This is a genomic window from Pseudomonas cedrina subsp. cedrina (assembly GCF_001983175.1).
Classification (GTDB): domain Bacteria; phylum Pseudomonadota; class Gammaproteobacteria; order Pseudomonadales; family Pseudomonadaceae; genus Aquipseudomonas; species Aquipseudomonas cedrina.
The window spans coordinates 1-15,113 of the sequence record NZ_MNPW01000023.1 but is presented as its reverse complement, the minus strand read 5'-3'; the positions used below and the strand labels follow the sequence as shown (position 1 = coordinate 15,113).

The following is a 15,113-nucleotide window of genomic DNA, read 5'->3' as shown; positions in this document are numbered from 1 at the left end:
TGAGCGGTACGGAATTCGACCGATTTCGAACGGTTTCTATTGGAGATTTTTATGATTTTAGTAACAGGCGCAACCGGGCAGTTGGCCCGATTGGTGATCGAGCATCTGCTGAAAAGCGTTCCATCAAACCAGATCGTGGCTGCGGTTCGGAATGTCGAAAAAGCCGAGGACCTGAAAAGCCGCGGAATCATTGTTCGAGAGGCCGACTACGACCAGCCGGAGCAATGGTATTCAGCGTTGGAGGGTGTAGAAAAAGTCCTGCTTATTTCCGGCCCCGAAGTTGGAGGACGGGTCAAGCAGCATAAGGCCGTGATCGACGCTATCAAACAAACTGGATCAGTCAAACTTGTCGCGTACACAAGCATACTGCGGGCAGACACATCCCAGGTTTCGTATGCGAGTGAGGACCGCGAAACCGAGAAGATGATCAGAGAAATAGGCGTCCCCTTCGTGTTCCTGCGGCATGGCTGGTACATCGAAAACTACACGATGAACGCCGAGTACGCGGTTAAAGAAGGTGTGTTATATGGCTGCGCCAGTACCGGCAAAATCTCGGGTGCATCGCGAGCTGATTATGCCGAGGCAGCAGCCACCGTACTGACGACCACCGCTGAGCTGAAGGAAATTTACGAGCTTGCTGGAGACATGAGCTTTACGCTTCAGGATGTGGCCTTGGATATGTCGTGGCAATCCGGAAAGACAGTCACCTATCTTGATATGTCGGAAGACGAGTATCGAACTCTGCTTATAGACTTTGGGCTTCCAGAAGGCCTCGCCTCTACACTGGCTATCGCAGATACAGGTGTAGCCAATGGCGACGTATACAGCGAGTCCCGCGATTTGAGTGATTTGATCGGGAGAGGTACGACGCATCTATCGGCCGTTCTGGAAGAGGCACTGAGCCGGATGGGTAATGAAGGATCGTCTGGCCGATGAATGGGTGATTCGTTGAAAAAGCGATTCTTCCGGTAACGCTATTCGATAGCGTCACAGAGTAGTAAACGCGTTGATTCAAGTCGCCATTCGTCCATGCATGCCCAACCTCGAATTTCGTTTCGGCATGCATGGTCGGCGGGCGGCGGAGTCAGCGTGTTGTCACCTCCGTTTCCAGACCTGAAAACTCCTGTATCGCATCCAAAAACGCCTCTAGAAAATAGGCTTTCGACGCCCGGTCACAGAGAATGTGCAAACTGGCTTGTTGCGCAGTGCCGGAGTTGATCACGATCACGTTGACTCTGGCCGCCGAGGTCTGTGCCACCGTCCCAGGGCCAAATGCCTGCGGGCTCAAATCGACGCCACAGAGCTTGGCCATGACCTTGCCCAGGTGTTCTCCCGTCAGCTGAAAGCAGGCATGACTGTCCTGACGTGGCAGCAGGTAGTTGGCCTGATGATCGAGTTCCCAACGGGCCTCTTCGTCTGCCATTCGCTCCCCTTTGTCCTCGGGGCTGCCGAGCAATAAATACTCGGTTTGCGACAACCTCGCCACGTAGCTGCCATCGGCTTGGGCGACGGCGCGGTTGGGCGCGTCCGGCAGGACGAAGTCGCGACCTCGCAAGTATTCGGCGCTGTGTGAACCACGAAACCCGACCCGAGGCAGGTCGGTTAAGTCCGCCAACTTGCAGCCCGGCAAAGGTGCCAGGGCCGCTTGGCCAAGACTGTGTTGTTCGTTCAGGTTGGTCATGGCTTAAAGCTCCTGACGTTGATTTTCGGGATCAAAGAAGGGCAACTGCACCACCTCGGCCTGGACCACGATGCCGCCTTCGACGCGGATCGGAATCCGTTGTCCCGGGCTGCTCTGGTCGATGCCGGCGTAGGCCAGGCCGATGATCTTGCCGAGAGACGCGGAATACTCGCAGGAGGTGATGCTGCCACTGATGTCCGGGCCGTTGAGCACCAGATGGCCTTCAAGCGGTTGTGGGCTGTTCTTGGGCAGCGAGAAACCGACCAGTTTGCGTTTCAGCGGCTGGGCTTCGAGGATGTCCACCGAGCGCCGGCCGACGAAGAACGGCTTGGTGCGGCTGACCGCCCAACCCATGTCGATTTCTGCCGGATGGGTCATGCCGTCGGTGTCCTGGCTGATGATCACATGGCCTTTTTCCAGCCGCAGCAGGCGCTGGGTTTCGACGCCGAAGGGGCGGATGTCATGCGCTTTGCCGGCCTCTATCAGCGCGTCCCAGAGCTTGAGTCCATGACGTGCCGGGACGTGGATTTCATAACCCAGCTCGCCGACAAAACCGACTCGCAACAGTCGTGCCTTGATGCCGGCCACGGTACCTTGACGGACGCCCAGATAAGGGAAGGCTTCGGCGCTGAGATCGAGATCGGTGCAGACTTTTTCCAGTACCTTGCGCGAGTCTGGCCCGGCGACGTTGACTGCGCAAATGGCCGCAGTGACGTTGGCGACGTCCACGTCCAGGCGCCACTGTGCGTTCCACTTGAGCATTTGCTGATAGATGCGGTCGACGCCGCTGGTGGTGGCTGTCACGTAGAAATGGTTCTCGGCAAAGCGTGCGCAGACCCCGTCGTCGATGACCACTCCGTGTTCGTCGGTCATCAGTGCATAACGCGAGCGGCCGATGGGTTGCTTGAGGAAAGCAAAGGTGTACATCCGGTTGAGCAGTTCAGCGGCATCCGGGCCGCGCACATCAAGACCGCCGAGGGTCGATACATCGATGATGCCGACCTTGTTGCGAACATGCAGAGCTTCGGCCTGCATGCACGTCTCGCGATCCTTGATGCTGCCGTAGTAAGCCGGGCGCTGCCAGATGCCGGCGGGCATCATCTTGGCGCCCGCTTGCAGGTGGCGGGCATGCATCGGTGTTTGTCGGTAAGGGTCGAACGCGCGACCGGCGACATGCGCCAGTTTTTCAGCCACAAACGGCGGGCGAGCGGTGGTGACGCCGGTTTCGCTGATATTACGATGGGTAGCCCAGGCCACCAGGCGTGCGGTTGGCAGCGCCGAGTGACGGCCCTGGGACGGCCCCATGCCCACGGTCGAATAGCGCTTCACCAGTTGCACATCGCGATAACCGATTTTGGTCGCGTTAACGATGTCGGCCACTTGCAGGTCTTCGTCGAAGTCGACGAAATCCTTGCCTTTTGGATGCGGGAAAATTGGCCAGTTGAAGTTGACCCGAGACTCGCTACTGTACGGTGCGCGGTGCGTTGCGACGGCCAGACCCAATGCGAGCGCGGCATCGGCACCGGCATTCACGCCGTCAGCAATCACGTTGTCCAGAAGGTGTCGGCCATTGACCGAGCCGGCGACCGTGAGGTTTTTCGGCAGACTGCTGAGGGTGAACTCGGCACGCTGATCGTCATAAGCCAGTTTGCCACCGGCCTGACAGAGCAGTTGATAGACCGGCATGTAACCGGCGGACATGCACAGCAAATCGCAGTCCAGGAGTAGTCCGCTCTCGGCGACCTGACCTTGTGTGGTGATCTTGCGCACATCGACGCCGGTGACATGGCGCATACCTTTTTCGTGCAGGGCTTCGTACACCGTGCTATTGCTCAGGCAGCGGATCTTGCGTCGCGTCACGGCAACCAGCAGGTCGGTATTGCCGGGCGCATTACGCAGGTCAACCAGGGCGACGACTTCCACCCCTTGTTCCTGCAAGTCAAGGGCCGCGAGATAACCATCATCATTGCCGGTCAGCACCACGGCACGTTTTCCGGGTTTGACTGCATACAGTTTCATCAGCCGTTGAGCGGCGCTGGCCAGCATCACACCGGGCAGGTCGTTGTTGCGAAAAATCACCGGCTGATCGAAAGCGCCGCTGCACACCAGGCACTGAGCGGCGCGCACCTTGTACATGCGTTTACCCTGAATCACCGGCAGGTAGTTGTCGTTGAACCAGCCGTTGCAAGTGGCGTCGGTCAGGATCTGGATGTTGGCGTGCTGCTCCACCGCTGCCAGCAATTCGCGACGCAGGGTTTTAGCGCGTTTGCCGTCGATGTCGAAGCGCGCGTAGTTCAGCGAGCCGCCCAGAACTGGCTGTTGTTCGATGAGCAACACCCTGGCTCCAGCGTTCGCCGCCGTGAGCGCCGCGTGCAGCCCGGCCGGGCCGGCACCAATCACCGCCACGTCGGTGAACAGGTAGGCCTTATCGTAATACTCGGGTTGAAAGTTCAGATCGAGCACGCCTAGGCCTGCCTTCTTGCGAATGATCGGCTCCCAGACTTTCCACATACCCTTGGGCTTGTAGAACGAGCGGTAATAGAAACCCACCGGCATGAATTTGGAGAACTTGCCGAGGTAGGCGTCCTTGTCGTTGTCCAGCGAGCCGTTGACGTTCTGCGCGATCACCTGCAAACCTGCGGACAACGCGTGCGCGTCGGCCAGCACGTTCGGTTCTTCGGGCAGTTGCACAAGGCTGTTGGCGTCCTGTCCAGCCATGGTCAGCGGGCCGCGCGGGCGGTGGTATTTGAACGAGCGCGAGATCAGGAAACGCCCGTTGGCCAACAAGGCGCTGGCGATGCTGTCGCCTTGCAAGCCTTGGTAACGGTGGCCGTCGAAACTGAAATCCAGCGGCTGATCACGGTCGATCAGCAAGCCCATGGGGGCGGGGAGGCGGTTCATCCTGCAATTTCCTTGGCGGGTGCGCTGAATTCGACACGGGTTATGAACAGTTCTTTAGGGTCGAAAGTGCGCAGGATTTCATCGCTGACGGTGTGACGCTCTGCCAGAAACCAGTAGCTGGAAGGCGTATGCATCCACCATTCGCGCACCACACCGGCGAAGTTGTCAGTGTTGAACACGTAGTCGGCCCATTCGGCATCGCTGCAAGTCACCGGATCGGGCATGGGTTTAAATTCACCGCCGTAGGTGAACTCGCTGATATTGCGCGGCCCGTTGAGCGGGCACGTCATGATTTTCATCGTCTGCTCTCCGTCAGTGGCTGGCCGCTGTGGCGCCCATTTCGTTGACTTGCTGGAAGGTCGAGAAACGCTCAAGGCTGAAGGGCTTGATCAGCTCCGGTACCTTGCCGCCACTGGCGACCAGCTCGGCCATGGTCTTGCCGCAAATCGGCGTGGCTTTGAAACCCCAGGTGCCCCAGCCGGCGTCGAGGTAGTAATTCTTAACCGGCGACAGGCCCATGATCGGGCTGTAATCCGGGGTCATGTCGGTGATGCCGGCCCATTGGCGCATCAGCTTGGCGTTGGCCAGGAACGGGAACATTTCGATGGCGTGGGCGAGCAAGCTTTCCTTGAGTTCCAGCGTCGAGCGGGTGTTGAACAGCGGGTACGGATCGGAGCCACCGCCAAAGACCACCTCGCCACGGCTGGTCTGCTGTACATAGCAGTGCAAGGCCGAAGAACTCACTAAAGGATCGAGAAAGGGCTTGAACGGTTGGGTGACCATCGCTTGCAGCGGGAAGGTCGTAATCGGCGCGCGAATCCCGGCCTTGGCCATCATCAACGAGCTGTGGCCGGCAATCGCCTGCACAGCGCAACCGCATTTGATGGTGCCGCGATTGGTTTTCACCGCGGTGATTGCACCGTTTTCGATAACAAGGTCCTGGACTTCGGTGAGCTGATGGATTTCCACGCCGCGTTTAGCGGCCTGTTTGGCGTAACCCCAGGCCACGGCGTCGTGGCGCGCGGTGGCACCATCGATGTGCCAGAGACCGGCGATCACCGGTAAGTGTCCCGGATCAAGGTTGAGGCTAGGCACCAATTCACGAATTTGCTGACGGTCGATCATCTCGGTGCGGCCGCCGAAGTGTTTGTTTACCTCGGCGCGCTGGCGGAACGAACGCACCGTCGCATCGGTGTGGGCCAGGGTCAGTTGGCCGCGCTCGGAGTACATGATGTTGAAATCGAATTCGTTGGACAGCGACTGGAACATCCGCACCGACTCGGCATAGAAACGTACGCCCTCACTGGTCAGGTAGTTGGAACGGATCACCGCGGTGTTGCGCGCGGTGTTGCCGCCGCCCAGGTAGGACTTTTCCAGCACCGCGATGTTGGTAATACCGTGGTACTTGGCCAGGTAGTAGGCGGTTGCCAGCCCATGGCCACCGGCGCCGATGATCACCACGTCATAGCTCGATTTGAGTTCCTTTGGTGGCGGCAAATCCGCTTCCACCGGGTATTCCGAACTCAGCCCGTACTTCAATAGATTGAATGGCATACGGCCTCCGATTGGCTGCGTTGGGCCTGGTGTTGGTTAAGGGCGGCGGTCACGGTGTTCTTCATCAGAAAGGCGATGGTCATCGGGCCGACGCCACCGGGTACCGGGGTGATCGCCGCGACTTGGGGCAGGGCGCTGTCGAAGTCGACGTCGCCCACCAAGCGACTGCGGCCGTCGTCCTCGATGCGGTTGATACCGACGTCGATCACCACTGCACCAGGCTTGAGCCAACTCGCGTCGATCAGCCTTGGGCGACCCACGGCGGCGATGACGATGTCTGCCTGCCGGCACAGAGCCTGAGGATCCGGGCTGCGCGAATGCAGGACGGTCACCGAGCAGTCGGCCTGGAGCAATAACGCTGCCATGGGTTTGCCGACGATGTTCGAGCGGCCGATCACCACCGCGTGCTTGCCGCTCAGATCGCCGCAAGTTTGTTCCAGCAAATACAAACAACCACTGGGAGTGCAGGGCGCTAGTACGGTACGACCCTGACTGAGACCGCCGACGTTCTGACTGTGGAACCCGTCTACATCCTTTTCCGGAGCGATAGCCTCCAGTGCGCGTAATTCATTGATATGTGAAGGCAGCGGCAGCTGCAGAAGAATGCCGTGGATCGAGCGATCGGCATTCAGTGTCGAGATCAGGTTCAGCAGTTGTTCGGTGCTGGTGTCCGTGGACAGCCGATGTTCCAGCGAGCGGATGCCCACCTCTTCGGCGCGCAGGATCTTGTTTCGCACGTAGACCTGGCTGGCCGGGTCGCTGCCTACCAGAATCACCGCCAGCGCCGGTTGAATGTCTTGCTCGCGCAGGCGCTCCACGTCCTCGCGGACTTGCACCAGGACACGGGCGGCCGCGGCTTTGCCGTCAATCAATTTGAGTGTGCTCACCGGAAGATCACCGTTCTGTCCTGGTTGAGGAACACCCGGTGCTCCAGGTGGTACTTGACCGCCTTGGACAGGGCCACGGTTTCGGTGTCACGCCCGGTCGCCACCAAGTCATCGGGCAAGTAGTCGTGATCGACACGCTGCACTTCCTGTTCGATGATCGGTCCCTCATCGAGGTCGCTGGTGACGTAATGCGCCGTGGCGCCGATCAGTTTCACGCCGCGCTGGTATGCCTGGTGATACGGCTTGGCGCCCTTGAAACCGGGCAGGAACGAATGGTGAATGTTGATCGCCCGGCCCGAGAGTTGCTTGCACAGATCGTCGGAGAGAATTTGCATGTAGCGCGCCAGCACCACCAGCTCGGTGCCGGTGTCGTCGACAATCTTCATCAACTCGGCTTCCTGACGGGCCTTGGTGTCCTTGGTCACGGGCAGGTAGATGAAGCGAATGCCCTCGCGTTCGGCCATGGGGCGCAGGTCGAGGTGGTTGGAAACGATAGCGGTGATGGTCATGTCCATCTCGCCCTTGTGGTAGCGGTAGAGCAGGTCGGTCAGGCAGTGGTCGAACTTGCTGACCATCAGCAGCACGCGCATCGGCTCGCGGGTGTCATGCAATTCCCAGGTCATCTCGAACGCCTTGGCGACGTCGGCGAAACCGTCCTTGATCTGTTGAATGTCGCCCTGATGGCCGTCGTTGAAACGGAACACTGCACGCATGAAAAAACGGCCGCTGAAGTCGTCGTCGAATTGCGCCATCTCCCCGATGTAGCAACCGTTGTCCGCCAGGTAGGTGGTGACGGCAGCGACAATGCCGGACACCGCGGGACAGGTGATCTTGATGATGAAATGGTTTTTTTCGTGTTGCATGACACGTCCTCGGGATGATGGCGGCAGCTCATCGCATAGCGAAAAATATGTCAGCGGACAGCAGGCTCATCCATGAGCGCATTTTCTTGTTAGGAATAAAATATTCCTTTTGGTGGCTTTATAGGGGAATGCTCGTGTCACGTCCAGATTTTTTATGAAAGTTTTTTAACTGACAGGAAAATGCATGAGGCCGACTTCGGTCGGCCTCATGCATGGGCATAACGGGGGGGGATGGAGAGGGCGTTACTCTTTGTCGTTACCGTAATTCATGATCGACAGCAGGCGGATCGGCACTTGTACCAGTTGCTCGGGGCCGTGGGGGATTTCGCCTTCGAACGTCAGACTGTCGCCAGCTTCCATGTGGTAAAGCTGATTGCCGTGGCGATAGATCAGTTCACCTTCCAGCAGGTGAAGGAATTCGGTGCCGGGGTGAGAGAAGGTCGGAAACTCCTCACTCGCGTCATCCATGCTGACCATATAGGCCTCGAAGCTCTTCTTCGGCCCGCGGGTGTGGTTGAGCAGATGGTACGTATGGCCTTTCTCGGTGCCACGGCGCACCACTTCCATGCCCTGATCAGCCTTGACCAATAGCGCACTACCGTCTTGCTGGTCGTATTCGCTGAACAACTTGGACAGTGGCAGGCCGAGCACGTCGCATAGACGGCTCAGGGTATCAAGGCTGGTGGACACCTGGGCGTTTTCGATCTTGCTCAACATGCCCTGACTGATATCGGCAATCTTGGCCACGTCAGACAATTTCAGATCCTGAGCCTGGCGCTGGCGCTTGATCTGCAATCCCAGGTATTGCTCAAGCTTGAGGCGCGGGGCGTTTTCGGTCGACATAGTCATCAGATCCTGCACAATTTCCGTTCAATAATATTAGTTTCGCACTAGGAAAGTGCAAGTTTGCAGCACTCGGTGCGCGTCCATCGGGCAGTATTCCCACAGGGAAAATAATTTTCTCATATATACAGCACAAAAGCGCTTTTCTCGGCGCATCATCGTCGCACTCGCGAATCTGGCAAGGCCTTTGCATTCCTATTGGGAAACTAACTTTCTTTTTAGGAATAAAAAGACGGTCAAGCCCAATCCAGAATGTTTTGCCTTTCGCGAGGAGTGACGAGCAATGTTGCCAGCAGAAACCCAGCGCATCATCGACAAGCACGGGATCAAGTACGTGCTTGCGCAGTTTGTGGATATTCACGGTGCGGCCAAAACCAAGTCGGTGCCAATCTGTGGGCTCAAGACCGTCGCTGAAGAAGGAGCGGGTTTTGCCGGATTCGCGATCAGCGGCATGGGCATGGAGCCCCACGGACCGGACTTCATGGCCCGCGGCGACTTGTCCACCCTGACCCCGGTGCCGTGGCAGCCGGGTTACGGGCGAGTGGTGTGCGTCGGCCACGTCGACGGCAAGCCGCATCCGTATGACAGCCGTTATGTGTTGCAGCAACAAGTGCAACGCCTGGCAGAAAAGGGCTGGACGCTCAACACCGGTCTGGAGCCCGAGTTCAACCTGATGCGCCGCGACGAGCAGGGCAAGCTGCAACTGGTGGACCTCAGCGATAACCTGGACAAGCCTTGCTACGACTATAAAGGCCTATCACGCTCCCGGGTGTTTCTTGAACGCTTGACCGAGGCCTTGCAGGCGGTGGATTTCGAGGTCTATCAAATCGACCACGAGGACGCCAACGGCCAGTTCGAGATCAACTACACCTACAGCGACGCCATGACCTCGGCGGATCGCTTCACCTTCTTCCGCATGGCTGCCGGCGAGATCGCGAACGACCTGGGCATGATCTGCTCGTTCATGCCCAAGCCTGACCCGAAACGCGCCGGCAACGGCATGCACTTTCACCTGTCGATCAGCAGCGCCGAGAACAAAAACCTGTTCCATGACGCCAGCGACCCCAGCGGCATGGGCCTGTCGAAACTGGCTTATCACTTTGCCGCCGGTCTGCTGGCCCATGGCCCGGCGCTGTGTGCCTTCGCCGCGCCGACGGTCAACTCCTACAAGCGTCTGGTGGTCGGTAATTCGTTGTCCGGCGCGACTTGGGCGCCAGCCTTTATCGCCTTCGGCGCCAACAATCGTTCGGCCATGGTGCGGGTGCCTTACGGCCGCCTGGAATTCCGCCTGCCGGATGCTGGCTGCAATCCCTATCTGGTCAGCGCCGCGATCATCGCCGCCGGCCTGGATGGCATCGATCGCCAGCTGGAAATCGACCACGTCTGTAATGAAAACCTTTACAGCCTGAGCCTGGAACAGATCGCCGCGCGGGGCATCAAGACCCTGCCGCAATCGCTCAAGGAAGCCTGTGACGCCCTGGAAGCCGACCCGCTGTTCGCCGAGGTGCTGGGCCCGCAGATCGTAGGCGAGTTCATCAAGCTCAAGCGCATGGAATGGGTGGAATACAGCCGCCACGTCTCCGACTGGGAGATCCAGCGCTACACCGAATTTTTCTGACGCTGTGTTTTGACAACCATTCGGGCACCCGGCACGGCGTCGGGCGTTCACTGCCTCCGAAGGAGACTTGATATGTGTGGAATCGTAGGTCTTTATCTGAAAAATCCGCAGCTGGAATCCCAGCTCGGCAAGCTGTTTGAACCCATGTTGCAGGCCATGACCGATCGTGGCCCGGACAGTGCCGGCTTTGCCATTTATGGCGATGAAGTGGCGGACGGTTGGGTCAAGCTGACCCTGCAGGCGACCACCGAAGGCTTCGATTGGAAAGCCTTGATGGGCGAACTGGAAGGGCGCCTCGGCTGTTCGCTGGACTGGTTCCAGAACGCCAGTGCCGTCGTGCTCAAGATCCATGCCGAAGAGGCGCCAGTGCGCCTGGCCCTCGCCGAATTGGCGCCGAGCCTGCGCATCATGAGCGCCGGCCAAAGCATCGAAATCCTCAAGGGCATGGGCTTGCCCCAGGAAATCTCCCAGCGTTTTGGCTTGGCCAGTATGAAGGGCAGCCACATCATCGGTCATACCCGGATGGCCACCGAAAGCGCGGTGACCATGGAAGGCAGCCACCCGTTCTCCACCGGCGCCGACCTTTGCCTGGTGCACAACGGCTCGCTGTCCAATCACTTCCGCCTGCGTCAGGAACTCAAGCGCGAAGGCATTCACTTCGAGACCGACAACGACACCGAAGTGGCCGCTGGCTATCTGACTTGGCGCCTGCAGCAGGGCGACTCATTGAAAGAAGCGCTGGATCATTCGCTGGAGGATCTGGACGGTTTTTTCACCTTCGCCATCGGCACCCGCAACGGTTTTGCCGTGATCCGCGACCCGATTGCCTGCAAGCCGGCGATTCTCGCCGAGACCGACGACTATGTGGCCATGGCCTCCGAGTATCAGGCGCTGTCGAGCCTGCCGGGCATCGAACACGCCAGGGTCTGGGAGCCGGCACCGGCCACTATGTACATCTGGGAACGCGAGTCAGCTTAAGGAGCGCACACATGAAAACCATCGATCTTTCCACTGCCACCGTGCGTGACCTCAATCAGGCGCTGCACGACCAGGTCAATAACGTGACCGATCACGAGTGGGTGGTGACTCATTCCAACGGCAAGCACAACCTCGCGGTCGGGGTGAATGAAGCCGTGTCCATCGATATCCAGGGCCACGCCGGCTACTACTGCGCCGGCATGAATCAAAAGGCCTCGATCACCGTCCACGGCAACGTTGGTGTCGGTTGCGCCGAGAACATGATGTCCGGCTACGTCCGGGTCAAAGGCAGTGCCTCGCAGGCGGCGGGTGCCACGGCCCATGGCGGCTTGCTGGTGATTGAAGGTGACGCCGGGGCGCGTTGCGGGATTTCCATGAAGGGTATCGACATTGTGGTCGGTGGCAGCATCGGCCACATGAGCTGTTTCATGGGCCAGGCCGGTCGTCTGGTGGTCTGCGGTGATGCCGGCGATGCGCTGGGCGATTCGTTGTATGAAACCCACATCTACGTGAAAGGCACCGTCGAGTCTCTGGGGTCGGACTGCATCGAGAAAGAGATGCGCGCCGAGCACCTGGAAGAGCTGCAAGGGCTGCTCAATCGCGCCGGTTTCGAGCACAAGGCGGCTGACTTCAAGCGCTACGGTTCGGCCCGTCAGTTGTACAACTTCAAAGTCGATAACGCGTCCGCGTACTGATCCGCGCGAGGAGAACAGATATGAGCGACCCAATCAGCCAAAAAGCGGCTCCCGTACTGCGCGAGTCAGCCACCTTCGACCGCCTGACCATTCAGGAAATTCAGCGTGCCGCCGAAACCGGCATCTACGATATTCGCGGCGGTGGCACCAAGCGCAAACTGCCGCACTTCGATGACTTGCTACTGCTCGGTGCCAGCGTTTCGCGCTACCCGCTGGAAGGCTATCGGGAGAAGTGCGGCACCGATGTGATCCTCGGCAACCGCTTCGCCAAGAAGCCGATCCACCTGAAGATTCCGGTGACCATCGCCGGCATGAGCTTCGGTGCTTTGTCGGCCAATGCCAAGGAAGCCCTGGGCCGTGGCGCGACCATCGCCGGCACCAGCACCACCACCGGTGACGGCGGTATGACCCCGGAGGAACGCGGCCAGTCGCAGCATTTGGTCTATCAGTATTTGCCATCCCGTTACGGCATGAACCCGGACGACCTGCGTAAGGCTGACGCGATTGAAATCGTCCTGGGGCAGGGTGCCAAACCCGGTGGCGGCGGTATGTTACTCGGGATGAAAGTCACCGAGCGTGTTGCCGGCATGCGCACCTTGCCGATCGGTGTCGACCAGCGCAGCGCCTGCCGTCATCCGGACTGGACCGGCCCGGATGACCTGGCGATCAAGATTGCCGAGCTGCGGGAAATTACCGACTGGGAAAAACCGATCTACGTGAAAATCGGCGCCAGCCGGCCGTATTACGACGTCAAGTTGGCGGTAAAGGCTGGGGCGGATGTGATTGTGCTCGACGGCATGCAAGGCGGAACTGCAGCGACTCAGGAAGTGTTCATCGAACACGTCGGGATCCCGATTTTGTCGGCCATCCCGCAAGCGGTACAGGCTTTGCAGGAGATGGGCATGCATCGCAAGGTTCAGCTGATCGTTTCCGGAGGGATTCGCAACGGTGCCGACGTCGCCAAGGCGATGGCACTGGGTGCGGATGCGGTGGCCATCGGGACGGCGGCGCTGATTGCCTTGGGCGATAACCATCCACGCTTGGACGAGGAACTGAAGAAAATCGGCTCGGCCGCCGGTTTCTACGACGACTGGCAGAACGGCCGCGACCCGGCCGGGATCACCACGCAGGACCCGGAACTGTCCAAACGACTGGATCCGGTGGAGGGTGGCCGTCGCTTGGCCAACTACCTGCGCGTCATGGTGCTGGAAGCCCAGACCATGGCTCGGGCTTGCGGCAAGTCGCACCTGCACAACCTCGATCCTGAGGATCTGGTGGCGTTGACGGTGGAGTCGGCGGCCATGGCGCGGGTGCCATTGGCGGGGACCAGTTGGATTCCGGGTTCCGGTACCGGTTACTGACAAAAAACTGTGGCGAGGGGGCTTGCCCCCTCGCCACAGATCAAGGAGCCCACCAAGAGGCCCGTACATACTCACTTTGCTCGCTGCCAGATATCTACCATTCCTTTGCAGGAGCTTTGAACATGGTCAATCGTCTTCTCGGCATCTTATTGGCAGTCGGCGCGCTCGCGCCGCTCGCGCAGGCGGCTGACGCACCCACATTGAACACCGGCAGCACCGCCTGGATGGTGACCGCTGCGGTGCTGGTGCTGTTTATGTGTCTGCCGGGCCTCGCATTGTTTTACGGCGGTCTGGTACGGGCGAAAAACATGCTCTCGCTGTTTACCCAGTGCTTCGGCATCGCCGGCCTGGTCGGCGTATTGTGGGTGATCTATGGCTACAGCATGGTGGTCGACAGCACCGGCATGGTCGAGGGGCAGGTGACGTTCAACAGTTTCGTCGGTGGTTTGAACCGGGCGTTTCTGGCGGGCATGACCCCGGAGAGCCTGGTGGGGGATATTCCGGAAGGCGTGTTCGTGACCTTCCAGATGACCTTCGCGATCATCACCCCGGCGCTGATTGCCGGTGCATTCGCCGAACGCATGAAGTTTTCGGCAGCGCTGTGGTTCATGGCGTTGTGGTTCACTCTGGTGTATGCCCCGGTGGCGCATATGGTTTGGGGTGGTTCGGGCGCTTTGATGCATAACTGGGGTGTACTCGATTTCGCGGGTGGCACCGCCGTGCACATCAATGCCGGCGTCGCCGCTTTGGCCGCGTGCCTGATTCTCGGCAAGCGCAAGGGCTATCAGAATACGCCGATGCCAGCCCACAACCTGAGCCTGACCATGGCCGGTGCGGCGATGCTCTGGGTTGGCTGGTTCGGCTTCAATATCGGTTCCGGTGGCGGCCTTAGCAGTACCTCCGGCATCGTCATGCTCAATACCCAACTGGGCGCGTGTGCCGGGATTCTCGGCTGGATGTTTACCGAGTGGTTCAAGGTTGGCAAACCGAGTGCGCTCGGTCTGGCCAGCGGTGCCTTGGCCGGTCTGGTGGGGATCACGCCAGCGTGCGCCTATGTGGGCGTAGGCGGTGCGTTGGCCATCGGTCTGCTGTGCGGGGTGTTCTGCTACTTGAGCGTCACCGTGCTCAAGCGCCGCTTTGGCTATGACGACAGCCTCGACGTGTTCGGCTTGCACGGCATCGGCGGGATGATTGGTGCGGTTTTGACCGGCATATTTTGCGTGCCGTCCCTGGGTGGGTTGATAGAAGGCGTGACCATGGGCGCTCAAGTACTGGCACAGATCAAAGGCGTGTTGCTGACGACGGTGTATTGCTTTGTCGTCAGCTGGATCATTCTCAAGGTGATCAATGCTGTGATCGGCTTGCGCGCCGACGAGTCGATGGAGGACATGGGGCTGGATCTGGCTGAGCACAACGAGCGTGCTTACAACCATTAAGAATTATCTGTATCAGCACAACGCCGGCTCATGTTGGCGTTGTGCATTTTTGTGATTCGTAGCTCATTCGTCTCAACCGGTAAACCCGGTAAAGCCAGCGAGCTTGTTCGCGAAATCCACCATGGGCGAATGGCGCCCGGTTTTGCGCTCCATCTTCATGCCGTGATGGCGCATCTTCAGGATGGCGACAGAGCCGAGCATGCGCAGTGGCTCGGGCTCCCACTTGCGTGGCAGTTCACGAACCAGCGGCAGTCGCGTGAGTTGGGTCTCACGCCCAAGAATAAGATCGGTCAGGG

Annotated in this window: 14 protein-coding genes; 6 read left to right on the top strand and 8 right to left on the bottom strand. The window is 59.3% G+C overall.

All coding sequences use genetic code 11. The features are described from left to right. The first annotated feature begins 51 nt into the window (after positions 1-51). A complete protein-coding gene (locus BLL36_RS29065; RefSeq protein WP_076955031.1) occupies positions 52-936 on the top strand; it encodes an SDR family oxidoreductase in 885 nt (294 codons plus the stop codon). Positions 937-1,084: 148 nt separating this feature from the next. Here BLL36_RS29065 and BLL36_RS29060 read toward each other — a convergent pair whose 3' ends face one another. From BLL36_RS29060 to BLL36_RS29030, 7 genes are all read right to left on the bottom strand, one after another. After that, on the bottom strand, positions 1,085-1,681 hold the full coding sequence (locus tag BLL36_RS29060) for a sarcosine oxidase subunit gamma (protein ID WP_076955030.1): 597 nt from the start codon (positions 1,679-1,681) through the stop codon (positions 1,085-1,087). Positions 1,682-1,684: 3 nt separating this feature from the next. Next, entirely contained in the window at positions 1,685-4,582 is a 2,898-nt protein-coding gene (locus BLL36_RS29055) for a 2Fe-2S iron-sulfur cluster-binding protein (RefSeq protein WP_076955029.1), read from the bottom strand. Beyond that, the gene (locus BLL36_RS29050; RefSeq protein ID WP_076955028.1) at positions 4,579-4,881 is read right to left on the bottom strand and encodes a sarcosine oxidase subunit delta; all 303 of its coding nucleotides are present in this window, start codon (positions 4,879-4,881) and stop codon (positions 4,579-4,581) included. The genes BLL36_RS29055 and BLL36_RS29050 overlap by 4 nt, the downstream gene beginning before the upstream one ends. A 13-nt stretch (positions 4,882-4,894) precedes the next feature. Beyond that, positions 4,895-6,136, bottom strand: coding sequence for an FAD-dependent oxidoreductase (locus BLL36_RS29045; protein WP_076955027.1), 1,242 nt, complete (start codon positions 6,134-6,136; stop codon positions 4,895-4,897). Continuing rightward, complete coding sequence (gene folD, locus BLL36_RS29040) at positions 6,118-7,023, bottom strand: bifunctional methylenetetrahydrofolate dehydrogenase/methenyltetrahydrofolate cyclohydrolase FolD (protein WP_076955026.1); 906 nt, start codon at positions 7,021-7,023, stop codon at positions 6,118-6,120. Before folD ends, BLL36_RS29045 begins: the two co-directional genes overlap by 19 nt. Beyond that, positions 7,020-7,886, bottom strand: a complete 867-nt coding sequence (purU, locus tag BLL36_RS29035) for a formyltetrahydrofolate deformylase (RefSeq protein ID WP_076955025.1) — start codon at positions 7,884-7,886, stop codon at positions 7,020-7,022. The genes folD and purU overlap by 4 nt, the downstream gene beginning before the upstream one ends. Before the next feature lie 243 nt (positions 7,887-8,129). Then, the gene (locus BLL36_RS29030) at positions 8,130-8,729 is read right to left on the bottom strand and encodes a helix-turn-helix domain-containing protein (RefSeq protein ID WP_076955024.1); all 600 of its coding nucleotides are present in this window, start codon (positions 8,727-8,729) and stop codon (positions 8,130-8,132) included. A 283-nt stretch (positions 8,730-9,012) separates the two neighbouring features. On the opposite strand from BLL36_RS29030, the gene glnT reads away from it, so the two are divergent. The 5 genes from glnT to BLL36_RS29005 all read left to right on the top strand — a co-directional run bounded on the left by glnT (position 9,013) and on the right by BLL36_RS29005 (position 14,817). After that, on the top strand, positions 9,013-10,347 hold the full coding sequence (glnT, locus tag BLL36_RS29025; RefSeq protein ID WP_076955023.1) for a type III glutamate--ammonia ligase: 1,335 nt from the start codon (positions 9,013-9,015) through the stop codon (positions 10,345-10,347). Positions 10,348-10,419: 72 nt separating this feature from the next. Continuing rightward, complete coding sequence (locus BLL36_RS29020) at positions 10,420-11,325, top strand: class II glutamine amidotransferase (protein WP_076955022.1); 906 nt, start codon at positions 10,420-10,422, stop codon at positions 11,323-11,325. Positions 11,326-11,336: 11 nt separating this feature from the next. Further along, positions 11,337-12,020, top strand: coding sequence for a GltB/FmdC/FwdC-like GXGXG domain-containing protein (locus tag BLL36_RS29015; RefSeq protein ID WP_076955021.1), 684 nt, complete (start codon positions 11,337-11,339; stop codon positions 12,018-12,020). Positions 12,021-12,040: 20 nt separating this feature from the next. Beyond that, the gene (locus BLL36_RS29010; RefSeq protein ID WP_076955020.1) at positions 12,041-13,381 is read left to right on the top strand and encodes an FMN-binding glutamate synthase family protein; all 1,341 of its coding nucleotides are present in this window, start codon (positions 12,041-12,043) and stop codon (positions 13,379-13,381) included. A 122-nt stretch (positions 13,382-13,503) separates the two neighbouring features. Continuing rightward, complete coding sequence (locus BLL36_RS29005; RefSeq protein WP_076955019.1) at positions 13,504-14,817, top strand: ammonium transporter; 1,314 nt, start codon at positions 13,504-13,506, stop codon at positions 14,815-14,817. A 72-nt stretch (positions 14,818-14,889) separates the two neighbouring features. Here the strand turns inward: BLL36_RS29005 and BLL36_RS31135 are convergent. After that, on the bottom strand, positions 14,890-15,113 hold a 224-nt coding region (locus tag BLL36_RS31135), incomplete at its 5' end, for a hypothetical protein (RefSeq protein WP_394329508.1).

What these genes read in the sequence shown, in the direction of transcription:
- BLL36_RS29020 (WP_076955022.1), top strand. Translation starts at nt 10,420, where the DNA reads ATGTGTGGAATCGTAGGTCTTTATCTGAAAAATCCGCAGCTGGAATCC.
- BLL36_RS29010 (WP_076955020.1), top strand. Translation starts at nt 12,041, where the DNA reads ATGAGCGACCCAATCAGCCAAAAAGCGGCTCCCGTACTGCGCGAGTCA.
- BLL36_RS29050 (WP_076955028.1), bottom strand. Translation starts at nt 4,881, where the DNA reads ATGAAAATCATGACGTGCCCGCTCAACGGGCCGCGCAATATCAGCGAG.
- purU (WP_076955025.1), bottom strand. Translation starts at nt 7,886, where the DNA reads ATGCAACACGAAAAAAACCATTTCATCATCAAGATCACCTGTCCCGCG.
- BLL36_RS29055 (WP_076955029.1), bottom strand. Translation starts at nt 4,582, where the DNA reads ATGAACCGCCTCCCCGCCCCCATGGGCTTGCTGATCGACCGTGATCAG.
- BLL36_RS29045 (WP_076955027.1), bottom strand. Translation starts at nt 6,136, where the DNA reads ATGCCATTCAATCTATTGAAGTACGGGCTGAGTTCGGAATACCCGGTG.
- BLL36_RS29065 (WP_076955031.1), top strand. Translation starts at nt 52, where the DNA reads ATGATTTTAGTAACAGGCGCAACCGGGCAGTTGGCCCGATTGGTGATC.
- BLL36_RS29060 (WP_076955030.1), bottom strand. Translation starts at nt 1,681, where the DNA reads ATGACCAACCTGAACGAACAACACAGTCTTGGCCAAGCGGCCCTGGCA.
- BLL36_RS29030 (WP_076955024.1), bottom strand. Translation starts at nt 8,729, where the DNA reads ATGTCGACCGAAAACGCCCCGCGCCTCAAGCTTGAGCAATACCTGGGA.
- BLL36_RS29005 (WP_076955019.1), top strand. Translation starts at nt 13,504, where the DNA reads ATGGTCAATCGTCTTCTCGGCATCTTATTGGCAGTCGGCGCGCTCGCG.
- glnT (WP_076955023.1), top strand. Translation starts at nt 9,013, where the DNA reads ATGTTGCCAGCAGAAACCCAGCGCATCATCGACAAGCACGGGATCAAG.
- BLL36_RS29015 (WP_076955021.1), top strand. Translation starts at nt 11,337, where the DNA reads ATGAAAACCATCGATCTTTCCACTGCCACCGTGCGTGACCTCAATCAG.